This window comes from Leifsonia sp. GW821-FHT13C05, assembly GCF_058806515.1.
Genome location: NZ_JBXAPT010000001.1, coordinates 583350 through 608127, shown reverse-complemented (window position 1 = coordinate 608127; position 24778 = coordinate 583350). Strand labels below are relative to the sequence as shown.

General features: G+C 69.6%; 26 protein-coding genes and 2 tRNA genes. 19 read left to right on the top strand and 9 right to left on the bottom strand.

Going from position 1 to position 24778, the window contains the following annotated elements:
- The first annotated feature begins 157 nt into the window (after positions 1-157).
- The 11 genes from AC1ROC_RS02945 to AC1ROC_RS02895 all read left to right on the top strand — a co-directional run bounded on the left by AC1ROC_RS02945 (position 158) and on the right by AC1ROC_RS02895 (position 11306).
- Positions 158-1792 (top strand): ABC transporter substrate-binding protein, encoded by a 1635-nt coding sequence (locus AC1ROC_RS02945; RefSeq protein WP_085370857.1) that lies wholly within the window; start codon positions 158-160, stop codon positions 1790-1792.
- Between the two features lie 88 nt (positions 1793-1880).
- Positions 1881-2981, top strand: coding sequence for an ABC transporter permease (locus AC1ROC_RS02940; RefSeq protein ID WP_085370856.1), 1101 nt, complete (start codon positions 1881-1883; stop codon positions 2979-2981).
- Position 2982: 1 nt separating this feature from the next.
- Complete coding sequence (locus tag AC1ROC_RS02935; protein WP_085370855.1) at positions 2983-4032, top strand: ABC transporter permease; 1050 nt, start codon at positions 2983-2985, stop codon at positions 4030-4032.
- On the top strand, positions 4029-5720 hold the full coding sequence (locus AC1ROC_RS02930) for a dipeptide ABC transporter ATP-binding protein (RefSeq protein WP_434948544.1): 1692 nt from the start codon (positions 4029-4031) through the stop codon (positions 5718-5720). Before AC1ROC_RS02935 ends, AC1ROC_RS02930 begins: the two co-directional genes overlap by 4 nt.
- A 9-nt stretch (positions 5721-5729) precedes the next feature.
- On the top strand, positions 5730-6584 hold the full coding sequence (locus AC1ROC_RS02925) for an ATP-binding cassette domain-containing protein (RefSeq protein ID WP_492997992.1): 855 nt from the start codon (positions 5730-5732) through the stop codon (positions 6582-6584).
- The gene (locus tag AC1ROC_RS02920; protein ID WP_492997989.1) at positions 6581-7615 is read left to right on the top strand and encodes a D-isomer specific 2-hydroxyacid dehydrogenase family protein; all 1035 of its coding nucleotides are present in this window, start codon (positions 6581-6583) and stop codon (positions 7613-7615) included. The genes AC1ROC_RS02925 and AC1ROC_RS02920 overlap by 4 nt, the downstream gene beginning before the upstream one ends.
- A 96-nt stretch (positions 7616-7711) precedes the next feature.
- Positions 7712-7784 (top strand) — tRNA-Asn (locus tag AC1ROC_RS02915).
- A gap of 177 nt (positions 7785-7961) precedes the next feature.
- Entirely contained in the window at positions 7962-9161 is a 1200-nt protein-coding gene (locus AC1ROC_RS02910; protein ID WP_492997987.1) for a sensor histidine kinase, read from the top strand.
- A complete protein-coding gene (locus AC1ROC_RS02905; protein ID WP_492997984.1) occupies positions 9158-9820 on the top strand; it encodes a response regulator in 663 nt (220 codons plus the stop codon). Before AC1ROC_RS02910 ends, AC1ROC_RS02905 begins: the two co-directional genes overlap by 4 nt.
- Positions 9821-9961: 141 nt before the next feature.
- Complete coding sequence (locus AC1ROC_RS02900) at positions 9962-10282, top strand: SHOCT domain-containing protein (RefSeq protein ID WP_085370849.1); 321 nt, start codon at positions 9962-9964, stop codon at positions 10280-10282.
- Between the two features lie 112 nt (positions 10283-10394).
- Entirely contained in the window at positions 10395-11306 is a 912-nt protein-coding gene (locus tag AC1ROC_RS02895) for a sensor histidine kinase (protein WP_434948550.1), read from the top strand.
- 38 nt (positions 11307-11344) lie between these two features.
- On the opposite strand, the gene def is transcribed toward AC1ROC_RS02895, so the two are convergent.
- Complete coding sequence (gene def, locus AC1ROC_RS02890; RefSeq protein ID WP_492997981.1) at positions 11345-11911, bottom strand: peptide deformylase; 567 nt, start codon at positions 11909-11911, stop codon at positions 11345-11347.
- A 40-nt stretch (positions 11912-11951) separates the two neighbouring features.
- Here def and AC1ROC_RS02885 point away from each other — a divergent pair, with 40 nt between their 5' ends.
- The 4 genes from AC1ROC_RS02885 (at position 11952) to AC1ROC_RS02870 (ending at position 15017) form a co-directional block, all read left to right on the top strand.
- Complete coding sequence (locus AC1ROC_RS02885) at positions 11952-12920, top strand: DMT family transporter (protein ID WP_085370847.1); 969 nt, start codon at positions 11952-11954, stop codon at positions 12918-12920.
- A gap of 90 nt (positions 12921-13010) precedes the next feature.
- Positions 13011-14273 (top strand): glycosyltransferase, encoded by a 1263-nt coding sequence (locus AC1ROC_RS02880; RefSeq protein ID WP_085370846.1) that lies wholly within the window; start codon positions 13011-13013, stop codon positions 14271-14273.
- 9 nt (positions 14274-14282) lie between these two features.
- Positions 14283-14356, top strand: a tRNA-Ile gene (locus tag AC1ROC_RS02875).
- A 67-nt stretch (positions 14357-14423) separates the two neighbouring features.
- A complete protein-coding gene (locus tag AC1ROC_RS02870) occupies positions 14424-15017 on the top strand; it encodes a hypothetical protein (RefSeq protein ID WP_492997976.1) in 594 nt (197 codons plus the stop codon).
- A gap of 66 nt (positions 15018-15083) precedes the next feature.
- On the opposite strand, the gene AC1ROC_RS02865 is transcribed toward AC1ROC_RS02870, so the two are convergent.
- The gene (locus AC1ROC_RS02865) at positions 15084-15521 is read right to left on the bottom strand and encodes a VOC family protein (protein WP_492997973.1); all 438 of its coding nucleotides are present in this window, start codon (positions 15519-15521) and stop codon (positions 15084-15086) included.
- A 69-nt stretch (positions 15522-15590) separates the two neighbouring features.
- Entirely contained in the window at positions 15591-16064 is a 474-nt protein-coding gene (locus AC1ROC_RS02860) for an NUDIX hydrolase (protein ID WP_492997971.1), read from the bottom strand.
- Positions 16065-16155: 91 nt separating this feature from the next.
- Between AC1ROC_RS02860 and AC1ROC_RS02855 the strand changes: the two genes are divergently transcribed.
- Positions 16156-16614: an NUDIX hydrolase gene (locus AC1ROC_RS02855; RefSeq protein WP_168689413.1), complete on the top strand. Its 459-nt coding sequence runs from the start codon at positions 16156-16158 to the stop codon at positions 16612-16614.
- A gap of 45 nt (positions 16615-16659) precedes the next feature.
- Here the strand turns inward: AC1ROC_RS02855 and AC1ROC_RS02850 are convergent, their stop codons facing one another.
- Positions 16660-16995 carry a hypothetical protein gene (locus AC1ROC_RS02850; RefSeq protein ID WP_085370840.1) on the bottom strand — a complete coding sequence of 112 codons (336 nt, stop codon included), beginning with the start codon at positions 16993-16995 and terminating at the stop codon, positions 16660-16662.
- A 109-nt stretch (positions 16996-17104) separates the two neighbouring features.
- Between AC1ROC_RS02850 and AC1ROC_RS02845 the strand changes: the two genes are divergently transcribed.
- Positions 17105-18793: a bifunctional 3'-5' exonuclease/DNA polymerase gene (locus AC1ROC_RS02845; protein ID WP_085370839.1), complete on the top strand. Its 1689-nt coding sequence runs from the start codon at positions 17105-17107 to the stop codon at positions 18791-18793.
- Positions 18794-18869: 76 nt separating this feature from the next.
- A complete protein-coding gene (locus AC1ROC_RS02840) occupies positions 18870-19718 on the top strand; it encodes a DUF1684 domain-containing protein (protein ID WP_085370862.1) in 849 nt (282 codons plus the stop codon).
- An 11-nt stretch (positions 19719-19729) separates the two neighbouring features.
- Here AC1ROC_RS02840 and AC1ROC_RS02835 read toward each other — a convergent pair whose 3' ends face one another.
- The gene (locus AC1ROC_RS02835; RefSeq protein WP_492997968.1) at positions 19730-20293 is read right to left on the bottom strand and encodes a PadR family transcriptional regulator; all 564 of its coding nucleotides are present in this window, start codon (positions 20291-20293) and stop codon (positions 19730-19732) included.
- Between the two features lie 183 nt (positions 20294-20476).
- On the opposite strand from AC1ROC_RS02835, the gene AC1ROC_RS02830 reads away from it, so the two are divergent.
- Entirely contained in the window at positions 20477-20980 is a 504-nt protein-coding gene (locus tag AC1ROC_RS02830) for a DUF3145 domain-containing protein (protein WP_085370837.1), read from the top strand.
- 142 nt (positions 20981-21122) lie between these two features.
- On the opposite strand, the gene AC1ROC_RS02825 is transcribed toward AC1ROC_RS02830, so the two are convergent.
- The 4 genes from AC1ROC_RS02825 to AC1ROC_RS02810 all read right to left on the bottom strand — a co-directional run bounded on the left by AC1ROC_RS02825 (position 21123) and on the right by AC1ROC_RS02810 (position 24703).
- Entirely contained in the window at positions 21123-22358 is a 1236-nt protein-coding gene (locus AC1ROC_RS02825) for a beta-ketoacyl-[acyl-carrier-protein] synthase family protein (protein ID WP_168689415.1), read from the bottom strand.
- A 119-nt stretch (positions 22359-22477) separates the two neighbouring features.
- Positions 22478-22726: an acyl carrier protein gene (locus AC1ROC_RS02820; protein ID WP_055893767.1), complete on the bottom strand. Its 249-nt coding sequence runs from the start codon at positions 22724-22726 to the stop codon at positions 22478-22480.
- Positions 22727-22768: 42 nt separating this feature from the next.
- Positions 22769-23773: a beta-ketoacyl-ACP synthase III gene (locus AC1ROC_RS02815; protein WP_085370835.1), complete on the bottom strand. Its 1005-nt coding sequence runs from the start codon at positions 23771-23773 to the stop codon at positions 22769-22771.
- Between the two features lie 9 nt (positions 23774-23782).
- Positions 23783-24703, bottom strand: a complete 921-nt coding sequence (locus AC1ROC_RS02810) for an ACP S-malonyltransferase (protein WP_085370834.1) — start codon at positions 24701-24703, stop codon at positions 23783-23785.
- Between the last annotated feature and the right edge of the window lie 75 nt (positions 24704-24778).

Genomic DNA, 24778 nt, shown 5'->3' with positions numbered 1-24778 from the left:
CAGTTATGTTGCACTAACGTAAAGATCTCGCTACGAAGTGCAGCAGGATTCCTCGATCGCGCGCATTTCGTGTTAGGACATACCTACGCGATTCGGCACAGCTGCAGATCTCTGCGCGCCGAGTCGGTGACCCCACACCAGGAAGAGGTACTCGGATATGAGATCCGCACACATCAGCGGCAAGCGCCTGCTGGCCGTGTCCGCCGCACTCGCGGCGACGGCGTTGGTGCTCGCCGGCTGTTCAGGGAGCAACAACAACGGCTCCAGCGGCGGCGGTGGAGCACTGACCATCGGAACGACGGACAAGATCACCTCGATCGACCCGGCCGGTTCGTACGACAACGGTTCGTTCGCCGTGATGAACCAGGTTTACCCGTTCCTCCTGAACTCGCCGTACGGCAGCCCGGATGTGAAGCCCGACATCGCCGAGAGCGCCGACTTCACCTCGCCGAACGAGTACACGGTGAAGCTGAAGCCCGGACTCAAGTTCGCGAACGGCCACGACCTGACCTCCTCCGACGTCAAGTTCACCTTCGACCGTCAGAAGAAGATCAACGACCCGAACGGCCCGGCCTCGCTGCTGGCGAACCTGGACAGCGTCTCGACGCCGGACAAGACCACGGTCGTGTTCAAGCTCAAGATCGCCAACGACCAGACCTTCGCGCAGGTGCTGTCGAGCCCGGCAGGCCCGATCGTCGACGAGCAGGTCTTCTCCGCCGACAAGGTGACGCCGGACCAGACCATCGTCAAGGGCCACGCGTTCGCCGGCCAGTACGACATCACCAGCTACGACTTCAACAACCTGATCGCGTACAAGGCGAACCCGGACTACAAGGGTCTTCTCGGCAAGGCTGCCACCGACAAGGTGAACGTCAAGTACTACGCCGAGTCGTCGAACCTCAAGCTCGACATCCAGAAGGGCGCGATCGACGTCGCGTTCCGCAGCCTCACGGCGACCGACATCGACAGCCTCTCCGGCGACAAGAACGTCAAGGTCGTGAAGGGACCGGGTGGCGAGACCCGCTACATCGTGTTCAACTTCAACACCATGCCGTACGGCGCGACCACGCCGGAGGCCGACGCGAAGAAGTCGCTCGCCGTCCGTCAGGCGGCCGCCGACCTCGTCGACCGCGAGACCATCGCCAAGCAGGTGTACAAGGACACGTACACGCCGCTCTACTCCTACGTGCCCCAGGGCCTGACCGGCGCGACCACCGTGCTCAAGGACCTCTACGGCGACGGAAACGGCGGACCGAGCCTCGACAAGGCGAAGGCGGCCCTCCAGGCAGCAGGCGTCACCACGCCCGTCGCACTGAACCTCCAGTACAGCCCCGACCACTACGGCCCGTCCTCCGGTGACGAGTACGCCCTGGTCAAGGAGCAGCTGGAAGCCGGCGGCCTGTTCAAGGTCAACCTGCAGTCCACCGAGTGGGTCCAGTACTCCAAGGACCGCACGGCCGACGTGTACCCGGCGTACCAGCTCGGCTGGTTCCCGGACTACTCCGACGCTGACAACTACCTGTCGCCGTTCTTCATCAAGGAGAACTTCCTTGCGAACCACTACGACAACCCGGAGGTCCAGGCCCTCATCGAGAAGCAGCTCGGCGAGACCGACGCCGCCGCGCGCACCAAGCTGATCGAAGAGATCCAGGCGAAGGTCGGAGCCGACCTGTCCACCCTGCCGCTGCTGCAGGGCGCACAGGTCGCCGTGGTCGGAAAGACCGTGAACGGCACGGACAAGACGCTCGACCCGTCGTTCAAGTTCCGCTACGCTGCCCTTTCCAAGGGCTGACAGCCGAGGCTAGCCGGCTAGCCGAACCGGGGGGCGGACCGCAGCGTGCGGTCCGCCCCCGCTCTCGAAACACCCACGATTGGCTCCCATGACATTCACTGTCACCGGTGCGGCCGCGCCCGGAGCGCCCGCGCCAGAACAAGCGAAGACGAAGCAGCGACGATCGGGGGGCGGTCTCGGCCGTTACCTCGTGGTCCGTGCCGTCCTCATCATCCCGACGATCTTCATCCTCGTCACCCTCGTCTTCTTCCTGATGCGCTCGACCGGTGACCCCATCACCGCCGCGCTCGGCGGCAAGCTGCCTCCCGCGCAGCTGCAGCAGCGCATCCACGAGGCCGGATACGACCGGCCGCTCATCGTGCAGTACTTCGACTACCTCGGGCAGATCCTGCGGGGCGATTTCGGCACGAGCTTCACCGACCACCAGCCGGTCACCCAGATCCTGCTCACCTACGGGGCGGCGACGCTGGAGCTCGCGTTCTACGCGCTCATCGTCGCGTTCATCGTCGGAATCCCGCTCGGCATGGTCGCCGCGTACTTCCGCGACAAGGGCCAGGATGCGTCCCTCCGCGTCTTCGCGATCCTCTGCTACGCAACGCCGGTGTTCTTCGCCGGCATGCTGCTCAAGCTGGTGTTCTCGATCTGGCTGAACTGGCTGCCTGTCGCCGGCCGCGCATCCACCAGCTCCGAGCTGGAGATGCAACTGTTGCCCAACAAGACGGGCATCTACCTGATCGACGCGTTCCAGACCGGCGATCCCGCGGTGGTGAGCGATGTGCTCATGCACGCGATCCTGCCCGCGGTCGCGCTCGGCCTGCTCACCGCCGGCGTCTTCCTCCGCCTGGTGCGCACGAACGTGATCGGCACGCTCTCCACCGACTACGTGGATGCGGCGAGGTCGCGCGGAGTGAGCGAGTACCGGCTCGTGCGCAAGCACGCGTACCGGCCGGCCCTCATCCCGATCATCACGGTCATCGGCCTGCAGATCGCGCTGCTCCTCGGCGGAGCGGTGCTGACCGAGACGACCTTCGAGTGGAAGGGCCTCGGCTTCCAGCTGGCGCACTACCTGCAGGCGCGCGACTTCGTCGCCGTGCAGGGCATGGTCGCCCTGCTCGCTGTGGTGGTGGCGCTCACGAACTTCATCGTCGACGTGATCGCGGCGCTCATCGACCCGAGAGTGAGGTACTGAGATGGCCAAGCGCAGCATCATGGACAGGCTGCCTATCGTCCACCAGCTCCGGCAGAGCGTCGGCCTCCAGCGCGGGATGCTCGTGGCCGGCCTCGTCATCACCGGCATCTTCATCCTGGTCGCCATCTTCGCCCCGCTGATCGCGCCGTACGGTTTCGCGCAGCTGCGGGATGCGAACGGCCAGTTCGGTTCGCAGCAGCCGCCGAACGGCGCCCACATCTGGGGCACTACCGTCGGCGGGTACGACGTGTTCTCGCGCACCATCTGGGGCGCGCAGACCGCGATCTCGGTGATCATCGTCGCGGTGATCCTGTCGATCTTCATCGGCATCTTCCTCGGCCTGGTCTCCGGCTACCTCGGCGGCTGGCTGGACAGGGTGCTCGTGGTGGTCTGCGACGCGATCTACGCGTTCCCGTCTCTGCTGCTCGCCATCGTCATGGCCATCGTCATCTCCGGCGGCCAGTCGAACCTGTGGGGCGGCATCCTGGCGGCGGCGATCTCGATCACCGTCGTGTTCATCCCGCAGTACTTCCGGGTGATCCGTGCGGAGGCCGTGCGGATCAAGGCGGAGGCGTACGTCGAGTCGGCGAAGGTGGTCGGTGCGAGCAACACCCGCATCATGTTCCGCCACGTGCTTCGGAACTCCACGCGCACGCTGCCGCTGATCTTCACCCTGAACTCGTCGGAGGCGATCCTGACGCTGGCGGGCCTCGGCTTCCTCGGCTTCGGCATCGAGCCGACCGCCGCCGCCGAGTGGGGCTACGACCTCAACAAAGCGCTGTCCGACGTGACGAGCGGCATCTGGTGGACCTCGGTGTTCCCCGGCGTCGCCATCGTGCTGGTGGTGCTCGGCATCACGCTCGTCGGCGAGAGCCTGAACGACCTGGCCGACCCGCGCCTGCGCGGACGCAGGGCCGTCGCCAAGGCGTCCGGCCTGGTGGCCGAGACCTCCGTGGTCCCCGGGGGCACGCTCTCCGCCGGACCGGGCGGGGTGGACGGCCTCGAGGGCGGGGAATCATTCGACGAACACGGAATCGAGGTCAAGCCATGAGCGACGTCGTACAGATCGACAACCTGATGGTCTCGTTCTCCACCGACGCCGGCGCCGTCAAGGCGGTCGACGACGTGAGCCTGCGCGTCGCCCCCGGCGAGGTGCTGGCGATCGTCGGAGAGTCCGGAAGCGGCAAGACCGTCACGGCCAAGACCATCCTCGGGCTGCTCCCGGAGACCGCGACCGCTTCCGGCGCCGTCATTCTGCGCAGCAGGGACGGCCAGAGCGAGGCCGACGTGATCAGCCTCAGCAAGCGCCAGCTCCGCGAGGTGCGCGGCACGGATGTCGCGATGGTGTTCCAGGAGCCGTCCACCGCGCTCAACCCGGTGTATCCGGTGGGCTGGCAGATCGCGGAGGGCCTGCGCGCCCACAGCAACATCTCCAAGAAGGCCGCCCAGCAGCAGGCGATCGAGATCCTCGAACGCGTCGGCATCCCGGAGCCGGAGAAGCGGGTCAAGTACTACCCGCACCAGTTCTCCGGCGGCCAGAAGCAGCGCATCGTCATCGCGATGGCACTGGTGCTGAACCCGGGCCTGATCGTCGCGGACGAACCGACGACGGCACTGGATGTGACGGTGCAGGCCGAGATCCTCGACCTGCTGCGCCGCTGCCGCGACGAGTTCGGCGCCGCCATCGTGCTCATCACGCACAACATGGGCGTCGTGGCCGACCTGGCGGACAGGGTGGCCGTGATGTACCAGGGCAAGCTGGTCGAGGAGGCGGACGCGCGCACGCTGTTCGCGTCCCCGCAGGCCGAATACACCAAGAAGCTGCTGGCGTCCGTTCCGAAGGTGGGACAGGGCCTGTCGTCCACGCAGGACAGGGCCGCCTCGCGCGGCGACGAGTGGGCGAAGGCCGTCCCGGTGGTCAAGGCGGACGGCCTGCGCATCCAGTACCCCGGCAGGCTCGGGCGTCCAGGGTTCGTGGCGGTCGACGGCGTCGACTTCGAGATCCGCGCCGGCGAGGTGCTCGGCCTCGTGGGAGAGAGCGGATCGGGCAAGACGACGATCGGGCGTGCCATCGGCGGCCTGAACAAGGTCACCGGCGGATCGCTCTCCGTGCTCGGGATCGAGATGAACGGCGTGAAGGAGCGGCAGTTCAAGCCGGTCCGCAGCGACATCGGGTTCGTCTTCCAGGACCCGGCGTCGAGCTTCAACCCGCTGCTGACCATCGCGGACTGCGTCGCTGAGCCGCTCGTGGTGCACGGGCGCGCATCCAGCCCGTCGGATGCGCGGGGCAGGGTGGACGACCTTCTGGAGGCCGTGCAGCTGCCGAAGAGCTACGGCGACCGGTTCCCGCACGAGCTGAGCGGTGGCCAGCGTCAGCGCGCCAGCCTCGCGCGCGCCCTCGCGCTCGAACCGACCCTCCTGATCGCGGACGAGCCGACCTCGGCGCTCGACGTGTCCGTGCAGGCGCGCGTGCTCGAGCTGTTCGCCGAGCTGCAGAAGGAGTTCGGCTTCGCCGCCCTGTTCATCAGCCACGACCTCGCCGTGGTCGACCTGCTGGCCGACCGCATCGCGGTGCTGCACCGCGGCAAGTTGGTGGAGGAGGGCACGGGAGCGCAGGTGCTCGGCAATCCGCAGCAGGCGTACACGCAGCGGCTCCTCGCCTCCCTTCCGGTGCCGGACCCGGTCGAACAGGCCGACCGGCGGGAGGCGCTGCGCGTTTTGCGGGCGGAGAGCGCCTAGGGTCGTTGTGTGAGTTCCAACCCCGCCATCGTCGTCAGCGACCTGTCCGTCGAATACCCAGCGCGGGGCCCGAGCGCCTCCTGCGTCGCCCTCCGCGGAATCAACGTCCGCGTGGAGACGGGGGAGGTGCTCGGCGTGCTCGGCGAGACGGGCTCCGGCAAGTCGACGCTGGCGGCGATCCTGGCTGGACGCGGCCTGCCGCTGCGCGCCTCTGAGCCCGGTCCGAGGATCAGCGGGGGAGACGCCACCGTTCTCGGCAAGTCGCTCCGCAAGGCGAAGAAGCGCGACCTGGCCGAGGTCACCTTCCACGTCGGCTACCTGGCTCAGGATGCGGCGAACACGCTCGAGCCGTCGCTCACCATCTCCGACAACGTCGCTCTGCCGATCTTCGAGCGCGACGAGCACTACAGCAGGAGGGCGGCGGGCGCCAGGGCGGCGACGATGCTCGACACCGTCCACCTGCCGCTCAGCGTGCTGAGCAAATACCCGTACGAGCTGAGCGCCGGCCAGCGGCAACGCGTCGCCCTGGCCCGCGCCCTGGTGCTCGGGCCGTCCGTGCTCGTCGCCGACGAGCCGACTGCGGGCATCGACGCGACCGTGCGGGATGCGGTGATCGACCTGCTCGCGCAGCTGCGCGACCACGTGGGGTTCTCCGCCGTGATCGTCAGCCACGACCTATCCGTGCTGCGCAGGGCGAGCGACAACACGATCGTGCTGCAGGGCGGCCGCGTCGTCGGCTACGGTCCGATCGAGGACGTGCTCGCCGACCCGCAGCATCCCTTCGTCGACGGGCTCGCGAAGGCACTCAAACCACCGCAGCGGCGCACCGAGCGTCGCACGAGACGTACGGAGAAGAACCGATGACAGGATCAGCGTCCGCCCAGTCAGGTCAGGCGTCGCAGGCCGCCCAGCAGCACCGCGCCGTCCTCGCCGTCGAGGCAGATCCGGTGCCTGCGGACCGGCGGCCGGAGCCCGGCCCCATCGCCGTCCTGCCGGAGCCGGAGCAGACGTTCGTCGACGCCGTGCACGCCGGGGGAGGCACGGTCGCAGAGCTCTCCGACGAGACGCGCGGCCTGGTGTGGCTCACCTACCGGGATGCGCACGGTCTCGCCGACGTGCTGGAGACGCATCCACAGATCGGCTGGGTGCAGCTGCCGTACGCCGGGGTCGACGCGTTCGCCGACGTGCTCGCCGCCGAGGACAGGCCGGGCCTGCTCTGGACGAGCGCCAAGGGCGCGTACGCCCAGCCGGTCGCCGAGCACGCCCTCGCGCTCACTCTCGCCCTGCTGCGGGTGCTGCCGAAGCGCGTCGTCGCCCGCTCCTGGGCCACCGAGCAGGAGGGCAGGTCGCTCTACGGGCTGCGCGTGGTGATCGTCGGGGCCGGCGGAATCGCGCTGGAGCTCATCCGGCTGCTCGAACCGTTCGGCGCGGACATCACCATCGTCCGCCGGTCGCCGGAGCCCGTCGTCGGGGCGTCCAGCACGGTGACCGCCGACCGGCTCGGCGATGTGCTGCCGGACGCGGACGTCGTGGTGGTCGCCGCAGCCCTCACCGGCGGCACCAGGCACCTGTTCGGCGCTCCGGAGTTCGCCGCGATGAAGGACACCGCGTATCTGGTGAACATCGCGCGCGGCGGGCTGGTCGACAGCGACGCACTCGTGACGGCCCTCGCCGACGGCACGATCGCCGGGGCGGGGATCGACGTCACGGATCCGGAGCCGCTCCCGGACGGCCACCCGCTCTGGGACGAGCCGAACTGCCTGATCACCCCGCACCAGGCGGACACGCCGGAGATGACGGCGCCGCTGCTGGCGGAGCGCATCCGGCTGAACGTGCGCGCCTTCCTCGACGACGGACGGTTCGTCGGGGTGGTCGATCCCGCCGAAGGCTACTGACCGTCGACGCCGATCGGCCGCGACGCGCGCGGGCGTCACGCTCGATTTTTGTGGGGCGATGATTCCTTGCTAGAGTAGCTACGCTGATTCAAGCATTCCTCGATAGCTCAATTGGCAGAGCAGCCGGCTGTTAACCGGCAGGTTGATGGTTCGAGTCCATCTCGGGGAGCAGTATCCAGAGCAGTGAAACCCCCGGACTTCCACGGAAGTCCGGGGGTTTCCTCGTTTCCGCACGCGTGTATGTCCGCGACGGCATACGCGCCGGCGGGTGTGTACTCCCGGGGGAGTACCCGTGAACCTCCCACCGGCGGTCGTGGCGCCCAGGTGCGCTCGTTAGCATGGACGGATGGCCTGGACCGCGGACGAGCAAGCGCGGCTCTCGCGCGCCGAACGCGGCTGGGCCAACCGGCCCCGGCCACCGGCGGCCCGCTGGTTCCCGGTGATCCTGTCCGCGATCATCCAGGTGCCCGGCGTCATCATCGCCCTGCACGACGCGCGCCAGGATGCGCTCTCCCTGGTCTTCGTGCTCGTCGCCTTCGCTGCGTCGTTCGTCCTGCTGGCCGCCCGCGAGCATCCCGGTGTCGTGGTGGCCGTGATCGGCCTGCTCTGCGCCCCGGCCATCGCGGTCAGCGCCGGACCGCCGTTCGCGGCCGTCCCGCTCGCCCTCGCGGTGGTGAGCGCCGTCGTGCGCGGCGCGAGGGTCTGGGCGTGGGGGACACTCGCCGGGCTGGCGGTGCTCGGCCCGCTCGCGGCGTATCTGCTGAGCGCGCAGCCGACCGCGAGCATTCGGCCGTTGATCGTCGCGCTCATCCTGCTGCTGCTCGTGGGCGTCGGGGAGGCCATCCGGAACAGGCGCGACCGCTACCGGGAACTGTCGCGGACGATCGCCGCGCGGCGGGAGAGCGCCGCGGAGGCCGAGCGTCTGCGCATCGCCAGGGAGCTGCACGACGTGCTCGCGCACTCTCTGTCGCAGATCAGCGTGCAGGCAGGGGTCGGCCTTCACCTGTTCGAATCCCGGCCGGAGAAGGCAAGGGAGAGCCTGGAGGCGATCAAGGCCACCAGCAGTCAGGCCCTCGAGGAGGTGCGCGGCGTGCTCGGCTTCCTGCGGTCGGAGGGCGACGGCGCCGCGCGCGCCCCCGAGCCGGACATCGACCGCATCCCGTCGCTGGTGGAGACCTACCAGCGCGCAGGGCTCGACGTCCGCTACGACAACGCGCTCACCAGCGTCCCCGCTCCCGCCATCCAGCTCGCGATCTACCGCATCGTGCAGGAGTCGCTGACCAACGTCGGGCGTCACGCCCAGGCGAGCACCGTCCACGTCTCGCTGCGCCAGGACGACCGCGACTACATCGTCTCGGTCGCCGACGACGGCCGGGGACTGCCGGAGGGCATCGAGGAGCCGGGCGGCAAGGGCGTGCTCGGGATGCGCGAACGCGCGGAACTGCTCGGCGGCCGGTTCGAGGCGGTGCCCGGCGGTCCGGCCGGCGCGGCCAGAGGCGTCACCGTGACCGCCCGCATCCCGATCCGCACGGCGGCGACCCCGTGATCCGGGTGCTCCTGGCCGACGACCAGCACCTCGTCCGCGCGGGCTTCCGGGCGCTGCTCGAAGCGGAGGACGGCATCGACGTCGTCGGCGAGGCGGCGACGGGCAGAGACGCCGTGGCCCTGGTGAAGCAGCAGCATCCGGATGTGGTGCTCATGGACATCCGGATGCCGGACGGCGACGGGCTGTGGGCGACGGAGGAGATCGTGCGCGACCCCGAGCTGGGAGGCACGCACATCGTGATCGTGACCACCTTCGAGCTGGACGAGTACGTTGCGCAGGCCATCACGGCGGGCGCGAGCGGCTTCCTGGTGAAGGACACGGAGCCGGTCGACCTGATCCGGGCCGTGCGGGTCGCGGCGGCGGGGGATGCGCTGCTGTCTCCCGGGGTCACCCGGCGGCTGCTGGAGCGCGTCGCCGGCGGCCTGCGCCCAGCCCCTCCGACCGCTGCGCTCGACGCGCTCACCGAACGCGAGCGCGAGGTGCTCGCCCTGGTCGGCCAGGGACTCAGCAACGGCGAGATCGGCGAGCGGCTCTTCCTCAGCCCGCTGACTGCGAAGACGCACGTGTCCCGCATCATGCAGAAACTGGATGCGCGCGACAGGGTGCACCTCGTGGTGCTGGCGTACGAGAGCGGTCTCGTGCAGCCGGGGTGGCAGTGAGCGCAACCCGCTCGGCCACTGCTGCTCCCGCCGGAGTACGGCGATTCACTCCGCCGGGCGGATTCGCGGAACAGCGGAGACGGCGAGGCTGATGGTGACGGTTCGCATCCGACGCGGGCCGCACTCACGATTGGAATCATCATGCTCAGCACCATCGCCGCGACCACCGTCGCCGCCCACTGGGTCGGCCCGTGGGCGGGAGGGTTCGGCTTCCTGTTCCTGCTCATCCCGTTGTTCTGGATCGCCTTCTTCGTGCTCCTCTTCGTCTTCCTCGGGCGCCGCTGGCGTCGAGCGGCCGCAGCGGGCTACGGCCCTGGCTACGGCCGCGGCTGGGGTCACGACGGCGGCACACGCTCCGCGGAGGCCACCCTCGCCGAGCGCTTCGCCCAGGGCGACATCGACGAGGTGGAGTACCGCGCCAGGCTCGAAGTCCTGCGCGCCAACCGCCCGTCCGGGCAGTAGCGGCAGGGCGGCAGCAACGCGGACCGGCGACGGCGGCACGACAGCGCGGGGGCGGGCGGACGGATATGATCGTCCGGGCCGGAGACCCCCGTCACGGCCGGAAGGATAGGCCATGAACGCTCTGTCAGCGACAGAGGCCAGGAGCCTCGTGCTCGTGCTCGCCATCGCCGGAGCCGTGCTGCTCGTCGCCGCCGTCGTCTTCCTCGTGCTGTGGCTGCTCGCCCGCGGTTCCCGCGCCAGGCTCAGCAACCAGCGCGAGGAGAGCGAGTGGGACAGGATCGACCGCGAACTGGAGTTGGCCGAGCAGGCCGGCCGGTTCCGCATCGTGCGTGAACTCGGCGACGTGGCCATCCAGTCGGTGTCGAGGCTCGCATCGCAGGCCGAGGGCATCCGGTACGCGGCCGCCACCGACCGGGAGGCGGCCGACCGCTCCGTCGCCGCTCTGGAGACGTCCGCCCGGGATGCGCTCGGCGACCTGCGGCGCATCCAGACCGTCGTGCGCGACGGGGAGAGCGCCGCGATGCCGCAGCCGAGTCTGCACTCCGCCCGCGACCTGTTCCGGGTGATGCGGGATGCGGGACTCGACGTGACGTTCACCGAGAACGGCGACCGGTTCGAGCTGCGTCAGGGCGCCGAGCTCGCCGTGTTCCGCATCCTGCAGTCGAGCCTCGAGAATGCGCTCAAGCACGGCGGGCCCGGCACCGCCGTCGCCATCGCCTTCACCTGGACGGGCGACGGCCTGCAGGTCAGCGTCGACGACGACGGCATCCGCTCCGCCGCCCGCAGGATGGGCCTCGACGGCGCCGCCGTCGACCAGGCGACGCAGTACACGATCGAGGAGGACCTGCGCGCCCTCACCGAGACGTACGACGGCGCCGGCCTCACCGGGATGCGTGAACGCGCGGCACTGTTCGGGGGAGTGCTGAACGCATCCACCGTTCCTGGCGTCGGTTTCTCGCTGTCTGTGGTGTTCCCCGCGCTCAAGTTCCACAACGGGGTGCACGGGGTCGACCTGGGCAAGTAGCCCGCGTCAGGGCCCGGACGTCCGGGGCCAGGCGGCGGTCAGTCGTCCAGGTGATCGCGGCCGGGCAGCCAGCTCAGCCCGGGCACGCCCCAGCTGTTCTTCTTCTGCACCTTTCTGGCGGCCTTGCCGTACGGGTGGTCGAGCCTGTCGACGTAGAGGATGCCGTCCAGGTGGTCGAACTCGTGCTGGAAGATGCGGGCAAGCCAGCCGTCCGCGTGCACCTCGAACGGCTCACCGGCCAGGTCGACCGCCTGCAGGATGGCGCTCTCGGCGCGGCGCAGCGGGAATCGCTCGCCGGGGAACGACAGGCAGCCCTCCGCCTCCGCGTCCTCGTCGAGCTCGTCGATGGTCGCCGGGCTGATCCAGAGCACCGGGTTGATCGCCACACCGCGGTGCACGACGTCGTCGTCGTCCGTCCAGCCGTAGACGAACAGGCGGAGCGGGACACCCACCTGCGGGCCGGCCAGACCGACGCCGGGCGCAGCATCCATCGTCTCGAACATGTCGTCGACGAGGGTGTGCAGGGCGTCGTCGAACTCCGTGACGGGAGCGGCGGGCGTGTGCAGAACAGGGTCTCCGGTGATCCGGATGGGAAGGACGGCCATTCAGCAAGAATATCGGGGTGAAACTGGATAGGGTCGTGGGGTGGGTACGGAACTGATGGATGCGCTCGACCTGGCCTATGAGCCGAGTCAGCTCCTCGGCATCCCGATCGCGCTCATCGGCGCGTGCTTCCTGTCCATCGGCGCGCAGTTGCAGCACCACGGCGTCGCCAAGGTCGAGGCCAACACGCAGGGGTCGCAGCAGTCCGGCCTGAACCTGCGCCAGCTCGGCCTGCTGCTCGCGCGGCCCTCCTGGGTCATCGGCACGGTGCTGCTCGGGCTCGCCATCGTCTTCCAGCTGGTCAGCCTGAAACTGTCCCCGATCATCCTGGTGCAGCCGCTCGGCGTCGTCGGGCTCGTCATCACGAGCATCCTGAACGCCAGGGTCAGTGGGGTGAAGCTCAACCACCGGTCGGTGATCGCGGTGAGCCTGTGCGTGGGCGGTGTCGGAGCGTTCGTGCTGATCGCGGCGGTGTTCGCGCGCGACCGGCCGGTCACCTCGCGGGCGCTGATCGAGATCCTGATCATCCTCGCCGTCGTACTGCTGGCCTTCGCGGTGATGTTCTACTTCTTCCGCAGCCGGTTCAAGGCGATCATGTACATCATCGGCGCCGGCGTGCTCTACGGTTTCGTGGCGACGCTCGCGAAGGTGGTCATCGACCGCATCTCCCGGCAGGAGTGGGACTGGCTGCTGGTGCTGTGTATCGTCGCGCTGCTCGCTGCAGCGATCCTGGGCGCCTACTTCGTGCAGAACGCGTACTCGTCCGGCCCTCCGGACCTGGTGATCGCCGGGCTCACCGTGGTGGATCCACTGGTCGCCGTGACCATCGGCATCGTCATCCTGGACGAGGCGGCGGGCGCCCCGTGGTGGGCGATGGTCGGCTTCGTGCTCTCCGGCGCCGTGGCCATCTACGGCGTGTTCCAGCTCGCCAAACACCACCCGCAGGCGGCGTCCGCCGCGCCGGTGGCCGCCGCTGTTACCGACAAAGCAGCGGAATCCGGCTTAGACTAGGCCGTTGAATCAGCCGGTCGGGCCCCGATCGGCGAGCGAAGACCGTCGCCGGATTCACCATCCCGGCCCACTAACGTAGGGATTCACCACGTGCCCGATACGAGCGGACAGCCGAGCAGTACGCCCGCCCAGCCTTCCGACACGACGAAGAAACCGCTGACCGTCGTCATCGGGGCTGACACTTTCGCCCCCGATGTGAACGGCGCAGCCCGCTTCGCGGAGCGCCTCGCAGCCGGTCTCGTCGAGCGCGGCCACAACGTGCACATCGTCGCTCCCGCGGCGAGCCGCAAGCACGGGACGTGGACGGAGGAGCACGAGGGCCAGAAGATGACGGCCCACCGGCTCTACAGCTGGCGCTGGTACCCGCACGACTGGCTGCGGTTCGCCATCCCGTGGCGGATCAAGCAGAACAGCGCGCGCATCCTGGACGAGGTGAAGCCGGACGTCGTGCATTTCCAGTCGCACATCGTCGTGGGCCGCGGCCTGTCCCAGGAGGCCCAGAAGCGCGGCATCCGGATCATCGGCACCAACCACTTCATGCCGGAGAACATGCTGGAGTTCACCCTCCTGCCGCGGTTCATCCAGGACTACGCGATCGGACTCGCCTGGAAGGCGGCCCGCCGCACCTTCGGTCGCGCAGAGGCCGTGACGACGCCGACCGCGAAGGCCGCGCAGTTCCTCGAGAAGTACACCGGCCTCCGCAACGTGCACGCGATCTCCTGCGGCATCGAGGCCCACAACTACACGCCGGACTTCACCCCGCGCACCGAGAACCGCATCCTGTTCGTCGGCCGCGTCACCGGCGAGAAGCAGATCGACGTGCTGCTCAAGGCGGTCTCCCTGCTCCCGTCCGACCTGGATGCGAAACTCGAGATCGTCGGTGGCGGCGACCAGCTGAAGAACCTGCAGTCCCTCGCCGAACAGCTCGGGATCGCCGACCGCGTCACCTTCACCGGCTACGTCACCGACGAGGAACTGCGCCAGGCGTACACCCGCGCCACGGTGTTCGGGATGCCGTCGATCGCCGAACTGCAGTCGATCGCGACGATGGAGGCGATGGCCTCGGCCCTCCCCGTCGTCGCCGCCGACGCGATGGCGCTCCCGCACCTCGTCCACGACGGAGAGAACGGCTACCTGTTCGAGCCCGGCAACGCCCAGAACCTCGCCGACCGCCTGCAGCACGTGCTCACGATGCCGCAGGAAGAGCTGGATGTGCTCAAGAACGCGTCGCTCCGCATCGTCGCCGCGCACGACATCCAGCGCACGATCAGCACCTTCGAAAGCCTGTATCGTGGGGAACCGGTGGCCGACCCTGTGACGGACGCGGCCCCACCGGTGCCCAGCAGCGACTGACGGGCACACGGGGCGGTAGCTCAGCTGGTTAGAGCATCGGACTCATAATCCGCCGGTCACGGGTTCAAGTCCCGTCCGCCCTACTGCAGTGCGAGGGGGAGTTCGTTGTTCGCTACTGAGCCGATGCCGGGAAACCCGTGGCCGCGGGACATGCTGATCACTGTAGAGGACGACCTGCAGTCTCCGCTGGAGTTGCTGTGGATCAGGGAGGCGTGGCGCCTCGATCCGCACGGCGATGATCTGCCGCCTCTGCTGGTCGACGCACCTACCCTCCTGGGAGCCACGCAGCGGGAGTCTGCGCCGATCGCAGCCTGGGAGGAGGCGTGGCCCGACGTCTGGGAGCAGGTGCTGCGCCACGCGGGCACCGTCCGCGACCCGGATGTCTTCGATCGATTGCAGGCGACCGCGAACGGGTCGGACGAGCGTGCCGAACTCCTCCGCGAGCTCGTCGGTCCGTCCTGGAGAGACGAGCTCGGCGACGAGGCGATCACGCACGACGCGGAGCAGTGGATTCACGCTCAGTTCGAGCGTCGAAAGGCTCGGCTGACCGACCCGGGAGCGCAGCCGGAGCGCTCCTCTCTTGCGGCGCTGGTCGATGCGTGGAAAGGCGGCTTGACGAAGGTCGTGGAGATCCCCTGCAGCGGTACTTTCACTCGACGCATCGGCTCTCACGCGATCCTCGTCACCGCGGAAACGCGCGCAAGCCCGGAGCGGTACAGCGCCGCCCTGCGGGAGTTCGCCTGAGAGATTCTAGGGCGCATCCGGGTGGCGACGGCGCCGAGGGCGGCGACGGAGTGCTGCGCCGCCCGCTCAGCCCTTCCGCAGGTCCTCGGCGAACATCACGATGATGCCGCTCGGGCCGCGCACGTAGCTGAGCTTGTAGACGTCCTCATACGTGGCGATGCCGCGCAGCGGGTGGAAGCCGTGCTTCGCGGCGGTGGCGATGGCGGCGTCGATGTCGTCGACGGAGAAGGCGACGCGGTGCATCCCGATCTCGTTGGGCAGCGTCGGCTCCGTCTGGATCGCGTCGGGGTGGATGTACTCGAACAGTTCCAGCTGGCCGCTGCCGTCCGGGGTCTGCAGCATGGCGATCTTGGCGTGGTTGCCGTCGAGGCCGACGGCGGTGTCCGCCCACTCGCCGCTGATCGTGTCGCGGCCGACGACCGTGAGGCCGAGGTCGGTGAAGAAGGAGATGGTCGCTTCGAGGTCGCGCACGGCGATCCCCACGTTCTCGAATCTGATGGCCATGTGCGGCATGCTACGCCCACCCGGTGACGGGAGCGGGCGCGCAGGTTCGTGGGCGGCGGCACCCGCGCGTCACGACCCGAGGTGCGCGACCAGGGCGTCGAGGATCGGGCGCTGGCCCTTGGTGAGCTTCGCATGCGCCAGTTCGAGCGGCATCCAGCGGGCGTCGTCGATCTCCGGGAACGACTGGATGCGCCCGGAGCGCGGCGGCCACTCCAGTTCGAAGGCGTTGCTGGTGACCGACTCCGGATCGAACCCGTCGGCCTCCGCGGCGAACACCACGACCTTCTTGCCCGACGAGAGCGGGAAGTCGCCGAGCGATACGTAGTCCGTCTCGGGCGGCGGCGAGCCGATCTCCTCCTCGAACTCGCGCATGGCGGCGGCGAGCTCGCCCGAGACGTCCGTGGCCTCCACGATGCCTTTCGGGATCGACCACGCCCCCTCGTCCTTCCGCGCCCAGAACGGGCCGCCCATGTGCGCTATCCACACCTCCACCGCATCCCGTCGGCGGTAGAGGAGGATGCCCGCGCTGCGCACGGCGGGCATCAGGCCGGCATCCGGGGACTCGTCATGGCACCACTGTAGAACGGTGACAGCGTGTGACAAGGCCCGGCCGAACGGCGACTAACGTTGAACCGTGAACAGTGGCGATGCGTGGGTCGAGGGTCCGGACGGTCAGCGGTTCTGGGGCCGGTTCGGGGCGGCGGGGCTGCTGGTCCACGACAGCCGCAGGGGCATCCTGTTGCAGCACAGGGCCGACTGGAGTCACTTCGGCGGCACCTGGGGGCTGCCGGGCGGCGCGAGGCACGACGGGGAGTCGGCGGTGGACGGCGCGCTGCGCGAGGCGGCGGAGGAGGCGTCTGTGCCCCGGGATGCGGTGAGCGTGCTTTTCACGAGCGTGCTCGACCTGGGGTTCTGGTCGTACACGACCGTGGTCGCGGAGGCCGTGCGCCCGTTCGAGGCGCTGGTGGCCGACCCGGAGAGCATCGAGCTGCGGTGGGTGGACGTGGGCGGCGTGACCGAGCTGCCGCTGCATCCGGGGTTCGCGGCGTCCTGGCCGGAGCTGCGGGCACGGCTTGCGGGTCTCGCGGACTGAGGCTCGGGCGGAGGCGCAGACTGACTCAGCGACCACCGACGACGCTCAGGATGCGATGCGCGGCCACAGCAGCGCGCCCGCCACATCCTGGTACCCCACGGGCATGCTCACGAAGGCGGCGGCTCCCGGATAGCTGACCTGGCCGGGGTAACGCGGCGCGCCCGGATAGTCCGGCGTCCCGCGGAAGCGGCGGTCGTCCTGGGCGAGCAGCCGGTCGCCAACGACGGTGCCGAGGTAGCGGCCGTCCGGGGTGGTCGCCTCGTCGTCGCCCCAGGGGAACCAGCCGATCCAGTCGCCGTCCGGGTTGAACAGGAAGCGTCCGCCGTCGCCGGCGCGGAACGCGATCCAGGTGCCCTGGCTGTCGTGCAGGTATGCGGTCATCGTCGATCGCCTTTCGGGTTGGCATCGTCGCTGACTGAATTATCCTCACCTTGACGACCGGGGGCAAGACACGGCGGGGAATGTCGCACGAGGGCCGCAGAATGGATGGGTGCACCTCGTTCTCGACCGGCCGTCGCCCGGCAGCGTCCTGGCGACCAGGGTCGACGGCGACGGCACGGTGATCGGCGAGCAGACCATCCCGGCGGGGGAGCTCGCCGCGTTCGTCGCGGCGGAAGAGGCGGACAAGGCCGACCGCCCGCGCTGGGTGTGGAGCGACACCCGCAGCTGGTATCCGCCACTGCTCGCCGCCGGCGTCCGGGTGGAGCGCTGCGACGACCTGCAGCTCAGCCACACGATCCTCCGGCTCTCCACACTGTCCGCCGGTTCCGCGCTCGCGACCGCGCCGCTCGGAGCCTGGGATGCGCAGCCCGCCTTCGCCGAGGAGCAGCCGGCCTCGCACACCGCCCTGTTCGACCTGGACGAGCAGGCCCACGGCGAGCAGGCGCCGTCCGCGCTGGAGGAGTTCCAGGCGCAGCGGGCCGCCGTCGCAGGCAGCACAGCGCCGGGCCGCCTGCGGTTGCTGCTCGCCGCCGAGTCGGCCGGGGCGCTGATCGCGGTCGAGATGCGCGCCGCCGGGCTGCCGTACAGCGCGGAACGGCACGACGCCCTGCTGACCGGCCTGTTCGGTCCTCGCCCGCCGGCGAACGGACGGCCCGGCGTGCTCGAAGACCTGGCCGCCGAACTCCGCGCCGCGCTGGAGAGCCCGGACCTCAACCCGGACAGCCCGCCGGAGGTGCTCAAGGCGCTCAAGCGCGCAGGGCTCATGGTCACCTCCACCCGCTCCTGGGAGCTGCGGGAGATCGACCACCCGGCCATCGCCCCGCTGCTGCGGTACAAGAAGCTCTCCCGCCTGCTCTCCGCGAACGGCTGGACCTGGCTCGACACCTGGGTGCAGGATGGGCGCTTCCACCCGGACTACGTGCCAGGCGGCGTGGTCACCGGGCGCTGGGCGACCCGCGGCGGCGGCGCGCTGCAGCTTCCGCGGCAGGTGCGCGGAGCGGTGGTCGCCGACCCCGGCTGGAAGCTCGTCGTGGCCGACGCCGCCCAGCTGGAGCCCCGCATCCTGACCGGGCTGGCGGGCGATCAGGCGATGGCGGCGGCCGGACGGGGGAAAGACCTGTACGAGGGCATCGTCGCGTCCGGGGCCGTCGAGGAGCGCTCTCAGGCGAAGGTGGCGATGCTCGGAGCGATGTACGGAGCGACCACGGGGGAGAGCGGCAGGCTGATGCCGCGGCTCACCCGGGCATTCCCGCGCGCGATCCGGCTCGTCGAGGAGGCGGCGCGGGCCGGTGAGCGCGGTGAGGTGGTCACGTCGCGGCTGGGACGCAGTTCCCCGCGGCCGGGAGGCAGCTGGGCGCAGACGCAGGCTGCGGCGTCCGCACCGGACTCGACGGAGGCCGACGAGCGCAGGGCGCGCAGCCAGGCGCGCGACTGGGGGCGGTTCACCCGCAACTTCGTGGTGCAGGGGAGTGCGGCCGAGTGGGCGCTGTGCTGGATGGCCGACCTCCGTCAGCGGCTCACGGCGCTCGGCGGGGACGCACCCCTGCTGCAGAGCCCGCACCTGGTCTACTTCCTGCACGACGAGGTGATCGTGCACGCTCCCGCCGAGCTCGCCGAGCAAGCCGCTGCTGCGGTGGTCGCCTCCGCGGAGGCAGCGGGACGGCTGCTGTTCGGCACGTTCCCCGTCGAGTTCCCGGTGACGGCGGCCGTGGTCGACACATACGCGGAGGCCAAGTGAGCCTCACGGCCGTCGGCACGGAATGAAGCTGTGTCGGAGTTGGTTGTGGAGGGTGATCTGACCGAGGATGGAGACCATGACAGACACCGCCACAGCGCCAGCAGACCCCCGCGACATCCTGGCGAGGTACCGGCAGCGCCGCGAACAGGCCGTGACGGCGCCGAAGGGCAACCTGGCGCTCGTGAACACGCAGTGGATCACTGGCGACCCGGAGGCGGCGGCGCAGCCGGTGTGGGGCGTCCCCGGCCTGTGGGCTCCACTGCCGAAGGGGCAGTCCGGCCTCAAGGTGGTCGCGACGGCGGCCGACGGCATCGTGGTCGACGGCACGCCGGTCGACGGCGAGGCCATCGTGCGCGGCAAGGACGACGCGAACCCGAGCGAGATCGTCTTCAGCGACACGGTCACCGGGTTCGTCATCGCCAGCGAGGACGGCGACTATGCGCTGCGGGTCTGGGACGCGAACTCGGAGGCCATCCAGGAGTTCGGCTCCATCGACGCCTTCGACTTCAACCCGGAGTGGATCATCCAGGCGCAGTTCACCCCGATCGAGGGCGGCAAGACGCTCGGCTTCGAGCACCTCAAAGACGACGGGAGCACCCGCGAGAAGGTGATCCCGGGCGAGATCACGTTCAGCAAGGACGGCGTCGACTACAACCTCGCCGCGTTCAAGGCGGGCAGGGCGCTGCAGCTGGTCTTCGCCGACAGCACCAACGGCGACTCCACGTACTCGGTCGGCCGCTTCCTCTTCGTGGCCCCGAACCCGGACGGCACGGTGACGCTCGACTTCAACCTCGCCGTCCTGCCGCCGTGCGCGTTCAGCTACAACTTCAACTGCCCGCTGCCGCCCGCGCAGAACCGCTTCGCCGTCCCCATCGAGGCCGGCGAGAAGAACGTCCTCGCCAAGTCCGGCGACCTCCTGCACTGACCCCGAGCGGGTCAGGAGGCGTCGGCCGGGCGGCGGCCACGGCGGGGACGGTCGGGGGAGCGGTGCTGCAGCAGCGCATCCGGATGCGCGGTGAGGGTGGAGGCGACCTCGTCCAGCCACTCGATGGCGGCGAGGGCGCCCAGCTCGGCCGCGCGGTTGGCGGCGAGTACGGCGCGCGAGTCCGCGTCGTGGGTCAGTTCCCGGATCTTCTCGGCGAACGCCCGGCGGTAGTCGGCCACCACGGCGGGCGCGTCTGCACCGGTGAGGGAGGCCGCGATCAGCACCTGGTCCTGCATCTCGTCCCAGTCCGGGCGCGCATCCACCGGCCCGGAGGTGAGCCAGTCCTCGGCGGCGGCCGCGCCGTCGGCGGTCAGCGCGTAGAGCGGCAGGCCGTCATCCGTGGTGCCCGCGGGCTGCACGAGCCCCTGGTCGACCATCCGATCGAGCGTGGAGTAGACCTGCCCGGCGTTGAGCTGGCGGCGGTGGGCCGCCCGCGCGAGGAACTCGCCCTGCAACTGCGAGCCGTATGCGGCGCCCTGGGTGAGCAGGGCGAGAAAACCGTTCTGGACCGACATACTCAGTATGCTATTCCGTTTCGCCGCCACGCCGCTGCAAAACCGTTGCAATCTTGTGACATCCGATAGTTCTACGGCATAATTCACAAGAGCAGCCCTCGGGCTGCGGCAAACTTCATACCGTGCCGGTGAGACCGCCGATTGGTCGTTGGGGAAGACGCATCCAATCGAACGGAGGACATCATGGCGGCACACGCAAGTCGAGGAGTGCTCTACGTGCACTCTTCCCCTGGCGCGCTCTGCCCCCACATCGAGTGGGCGGCGGGACGCGCTATCGGTCGCGCCGTGAACTTCACCTGGGAGGCGCAGCCGGTGCTGAAGGGCGCCCAGCGCACCGAGTTCTTCTGGGAGGGCCCCCAGGGCACGGGCGCAGCCATCGCGTCCGCCCTGCGCGGCTGGGAGCACCTCCGCTACGAGGTGACGGAGGACGCCGGCCTCGGCAGCGACGGCGGCCGGTGGATGCACACCCCCGACCTCGGGATCTTCTTCGCCCAGACCGACACGGCGGGCAACATGGTCATCCCCGAGGACCGGGTGCGCTACGCGATGGAGATCGCCGGGGCGAACGCCCGCGAACTGCACCGCGAGTTGCGGCTTGCGCTCGGCCAGGCGTGGGACGACGAACTGGAGCCCTTCCGGCACGCCAGCGACGAGACCAGCGTGGTCTGGCTGCACAAGGTCGGCTGAGGCACCGGCTCTCAGAGGCACGAGACTCCCGCGGCGGGCCGGCCCAGGCATCATGCGCTGCCGCCCGCACGCGGTGAAACGCGAAAGGCCCCGACCGGTGTTGACCGGTCGAGGCCTTCGTGCGTGCTGCGCAGGGTCCGGATCAGACCGAGCGGAACGCCACGACGGCGTTGTGGCCGCCGAAACCGAACGAGTTGCTGATGGCGAGCAGGTCGCCACCGCCCAGCGCGCGCGGCGCGGTGACCACATCCAGTGGGATCTCCGGGTCTTTCTCGGTGAGGTTGATCGTCGGCGGTGCGACGCGCTCGTGCAGCGCCATGACCGTGAACAGGGCCTCGATCGCCCCGGCGCCACCGAGCAGGTGACCGGTGGAGGCCTTGGTCGCGGACACCGGGATGCCGTCGAGCAGGTCGCCGAACACGCGGCGCAGCGCGTTGTACTCCGCGATGTCGCCGACCGGCGTGCTCGTGGCGTGCGCGTTGATGTGCGCGACGTCGGACAGCGACGCTCCTGCACCCTCGACGGCGGCGATCATCGCGCGCGCTGCGGCAGAGCCCTCGGGGTCGGGAGCGGTGATGTGGTAGGCGTCGCTGGTGACGGAGCCGCCGACCAGTTCGGCGTAGATCTTGGCGCCGCGGGCCTTGGCGTGCTCCTCGGTCTCGAGCACCAGGGCTGCTGCGCCCTCGCCGAGGACGAAGCCGTCACGGGTGACGTCGTACGGCCGGGATGCGGTGGCCGGGTCGTCGTTGCGCTTCGACAGCGCCTGCATCGCGGCGAACGACGCGATCGGCAGCGGGTGGATGGCCGCCTCGGAGCCACCGGCGATGACGACGTCGGCGAGGCCCTGCTGCAGGTGGTCGTACGCGTTGGCGATGGACTCGGTGGACGACGCGCAGGCGGACACGACGGTGCGGATGCCGGCACGGGCGTGCAGGTCCATTCCGATCGCCGCGCCCGGGCCGTTCGGCATGAGCATCGGCACGGTCATCGGCATGACGCGGCGCGGGCCGCGCTCGCGCAGGGTGTCCCACGCGTCGATGAGGGTCCAGACGCCGCCGATGCCGGTGGCCCAGTCCACGGCGAGACGCTCGGGCTCGACCTCAGGGGAGCCGGCGTCCGCGTATGCCTCACGTCCGGCGATGAGCGCGAACTGGCTGGACGGGTCGAGGCGCTTCACCTCGTGGCGTTCGAGCACGGAGGCTGCGTCGACCCTCGCCTGCGCGGCGAACGTGACGGGGAGCTCCAGCTCGGAGACCCACTCCTTCTCGATGGTGCTGGCGCCGGATTCGCCGGCGAGCAGCGCCTTCCAGCTCTCAGCGGCTGTGCCACCGAGAGGCGACGCTGCGCCCACGCCGGTGACGACGATCTTCTTGGTCATAACGGCAACTCTCCGTAGATGGAACACGGCACGCGCTCGTGGCGCGGCCAACCGCGGGGGACCGGACACCGGGGATGCCGGGCCGGTCCCGACCGCGAAGGACGTTTCTCGTGCGGGGTTTAGGCCTGAGCCTTGACGATGAACTCGACGGCGTCGCCGACAGTCTTGAGGTTCTTGACCTCTTCGTCCGGGATCTTGACGTCGAACTTGTCCTCGGCGTTGACCACGATGGTCATCATCGAGATGGAGTCGATGTCGAGGTCGTCGGTGAACGACTTGCCCAGCTCGACAGTGTCGGTCGCGATGCCGGTCTCGTCGTTGATGAGCTCGGCCAGGCCGGCGAGAACTTCTTCGGTGGACAATGCCATGGTGTTTTCTCCTTGAGGGGTGTCGTTTGACCGTTGAACAGTTTAGGGCAGCACGACGACCTGTGCGCCGAACACGAGGCCCGCGCCGAAGCCGATCTGCAATGCCAGTCCACCGGACAGCTCGGGATTCTCCTGCAGCAACCGGTGGGTCGCCAGCGGGATGGAGGCGGCCGAGGTGTTCCCGGTCGTCTCGATGTCACGCGCGATGGCGACGGTCTCCGGCAGCTTGAGCTGCTTGGCGAACTCGTCGACGATGCGCATGTTGGCCTGGTGGGGGATGAAGGCGGCGAGCTGGTCCGGGGTGACCCCGGCGGCATCCAGTGCCTGCTTGGCGACCTTGGCCATCTCCCAGACCGCCCAGCGGAAGACCGTCTGACCTTCCTGGCGGAGTGTCGGCCACGGCTTCTCGCCGTCGCGGAACTCGACCAGGGTGCCGTCCATCCCGACCGCGTCGGCCTTCGAGCCGTCGGAGCCCCAGATGGTCTTCGAGATGCCCGGGTACTCGCTCGGTCCGATGACGACGGCTCCGGCGCCGTCCCCGAGGAGGAACGAGATGGTGCGGTCGGTCGGGTCGACGACGTCGGAGAGCTTCTCGGCGCCGACGACGAGGGCGTAGTGGGCGACGCCCGTGCGGATGAGGGCGTCGGCCTGCGCGACGGCGTACGCGTATCCAGCGCATGCGGCATTCATGTCGTATGCGGCTGCAGGGTTCGCACCGACCCGGTCGGCGAGCACAGCGGCGAGCGACGGCGTCTGGCGGGCGTTGCTGATGGTGGCGACGATCACGAGGTCGATCAGCGCGGGGTCGACACCGGATGCGGTGATCGCCTCCTTCGACGCCTCGGTCGCGAGATCGACGGCGAGCACGTCGTGGCTCGCCCTGGTGCGGGTCACGATGCCGGTGCGCTGCCTGATCCACTCGTCTGAGGAGTTGATCGGGCCGACCAGGTCGTCGTTCGGCACGACGAGGTCGCCGCGTGCTGCGCCGATCGACAGGATGCGGGTGTACTGCGGGCCGTGGGCCTGCTGCAGGGTTGGCTTGGTCATCTGCGTCTCCTAGGCGGCCTGGTCGATGAGCTCGAACGCGGCGGGCAGGTCGTCCGGCGTCTTGACGGCGACGCTCGGGATGCCCTTCAGCCCGCGCTTGGCGAGGCCGACGAGAGCGCCGGCCGGGGCCACCTCGACGATACCCGTCACACCGGCGGCCTGGAACGCCTCCATGCAGAGATCCCAGCGCACGGGGGAGGAGACCTGGCCGACCAGCAGGCGCAGGAACTCGGCGCCGGAGGAGACGAGCGAGCCGTCCTTGTTGGTCCAGAGCGGGAGGGTGGGGTCGCTCGTCGCAAGGGTGGCCGCGAACGCTTCGAGAGCGGGGACGGCCGGGGCCATGTAGCGGGTGTGGAACGCGCCGGCGACCTGCAGCGGGATGACGCGTGCGCGGGCGGGCGGGTTCTCGGAGAGCGCCGCGAGCGCATCCAGTGCACCGGCGACGACGATCTGGCCGCCGCCGTTGTAGTTGGCGGGGGAGAGGCCGAGCTCGTCGAGCTTCGCGAGCAGCTCGGTCTCGTCGGCGCCGATGACGGCGCTCATGCCGGTGGGCGTCTGCGCGGCGGCCGCGGCCATCGCGGCACCCCGCTCGCGGACGAACGCGACGGCGTCGGTCTCGCTGAGCACGCCGGCGCCGGCCGCAGCCGTCAGCTCGCCGACCGAGTGACCGGCGATGCCGCCGATGCGCTCACGGCGGCCGTCGGCGAAGAGCGCGGACAGAGTGAGGAGGCCGGCCGACACGATGAGCGGCTGAGCGACGGCCGTGTCGCGGATCGTGTCTGCGTCGCTGACCGTTCCATGTGCGACCAGGTCGATGCCGACGGCGTCAGAGATGCCGGTGAGCTGGTCGCGGAACCGCGGCTCGGTGAGCCAGGGGTCGAGGAATCCAGGGGTTTGGGAGCCCTGCCCAGGGCACACGATGACGATCACGGGTTCCAGTCTGCCAATCTTCCGCGCGGCGGATGTGTCGAGGAGGTACTAAGTATCTTGGAAACGTTTGTTTGA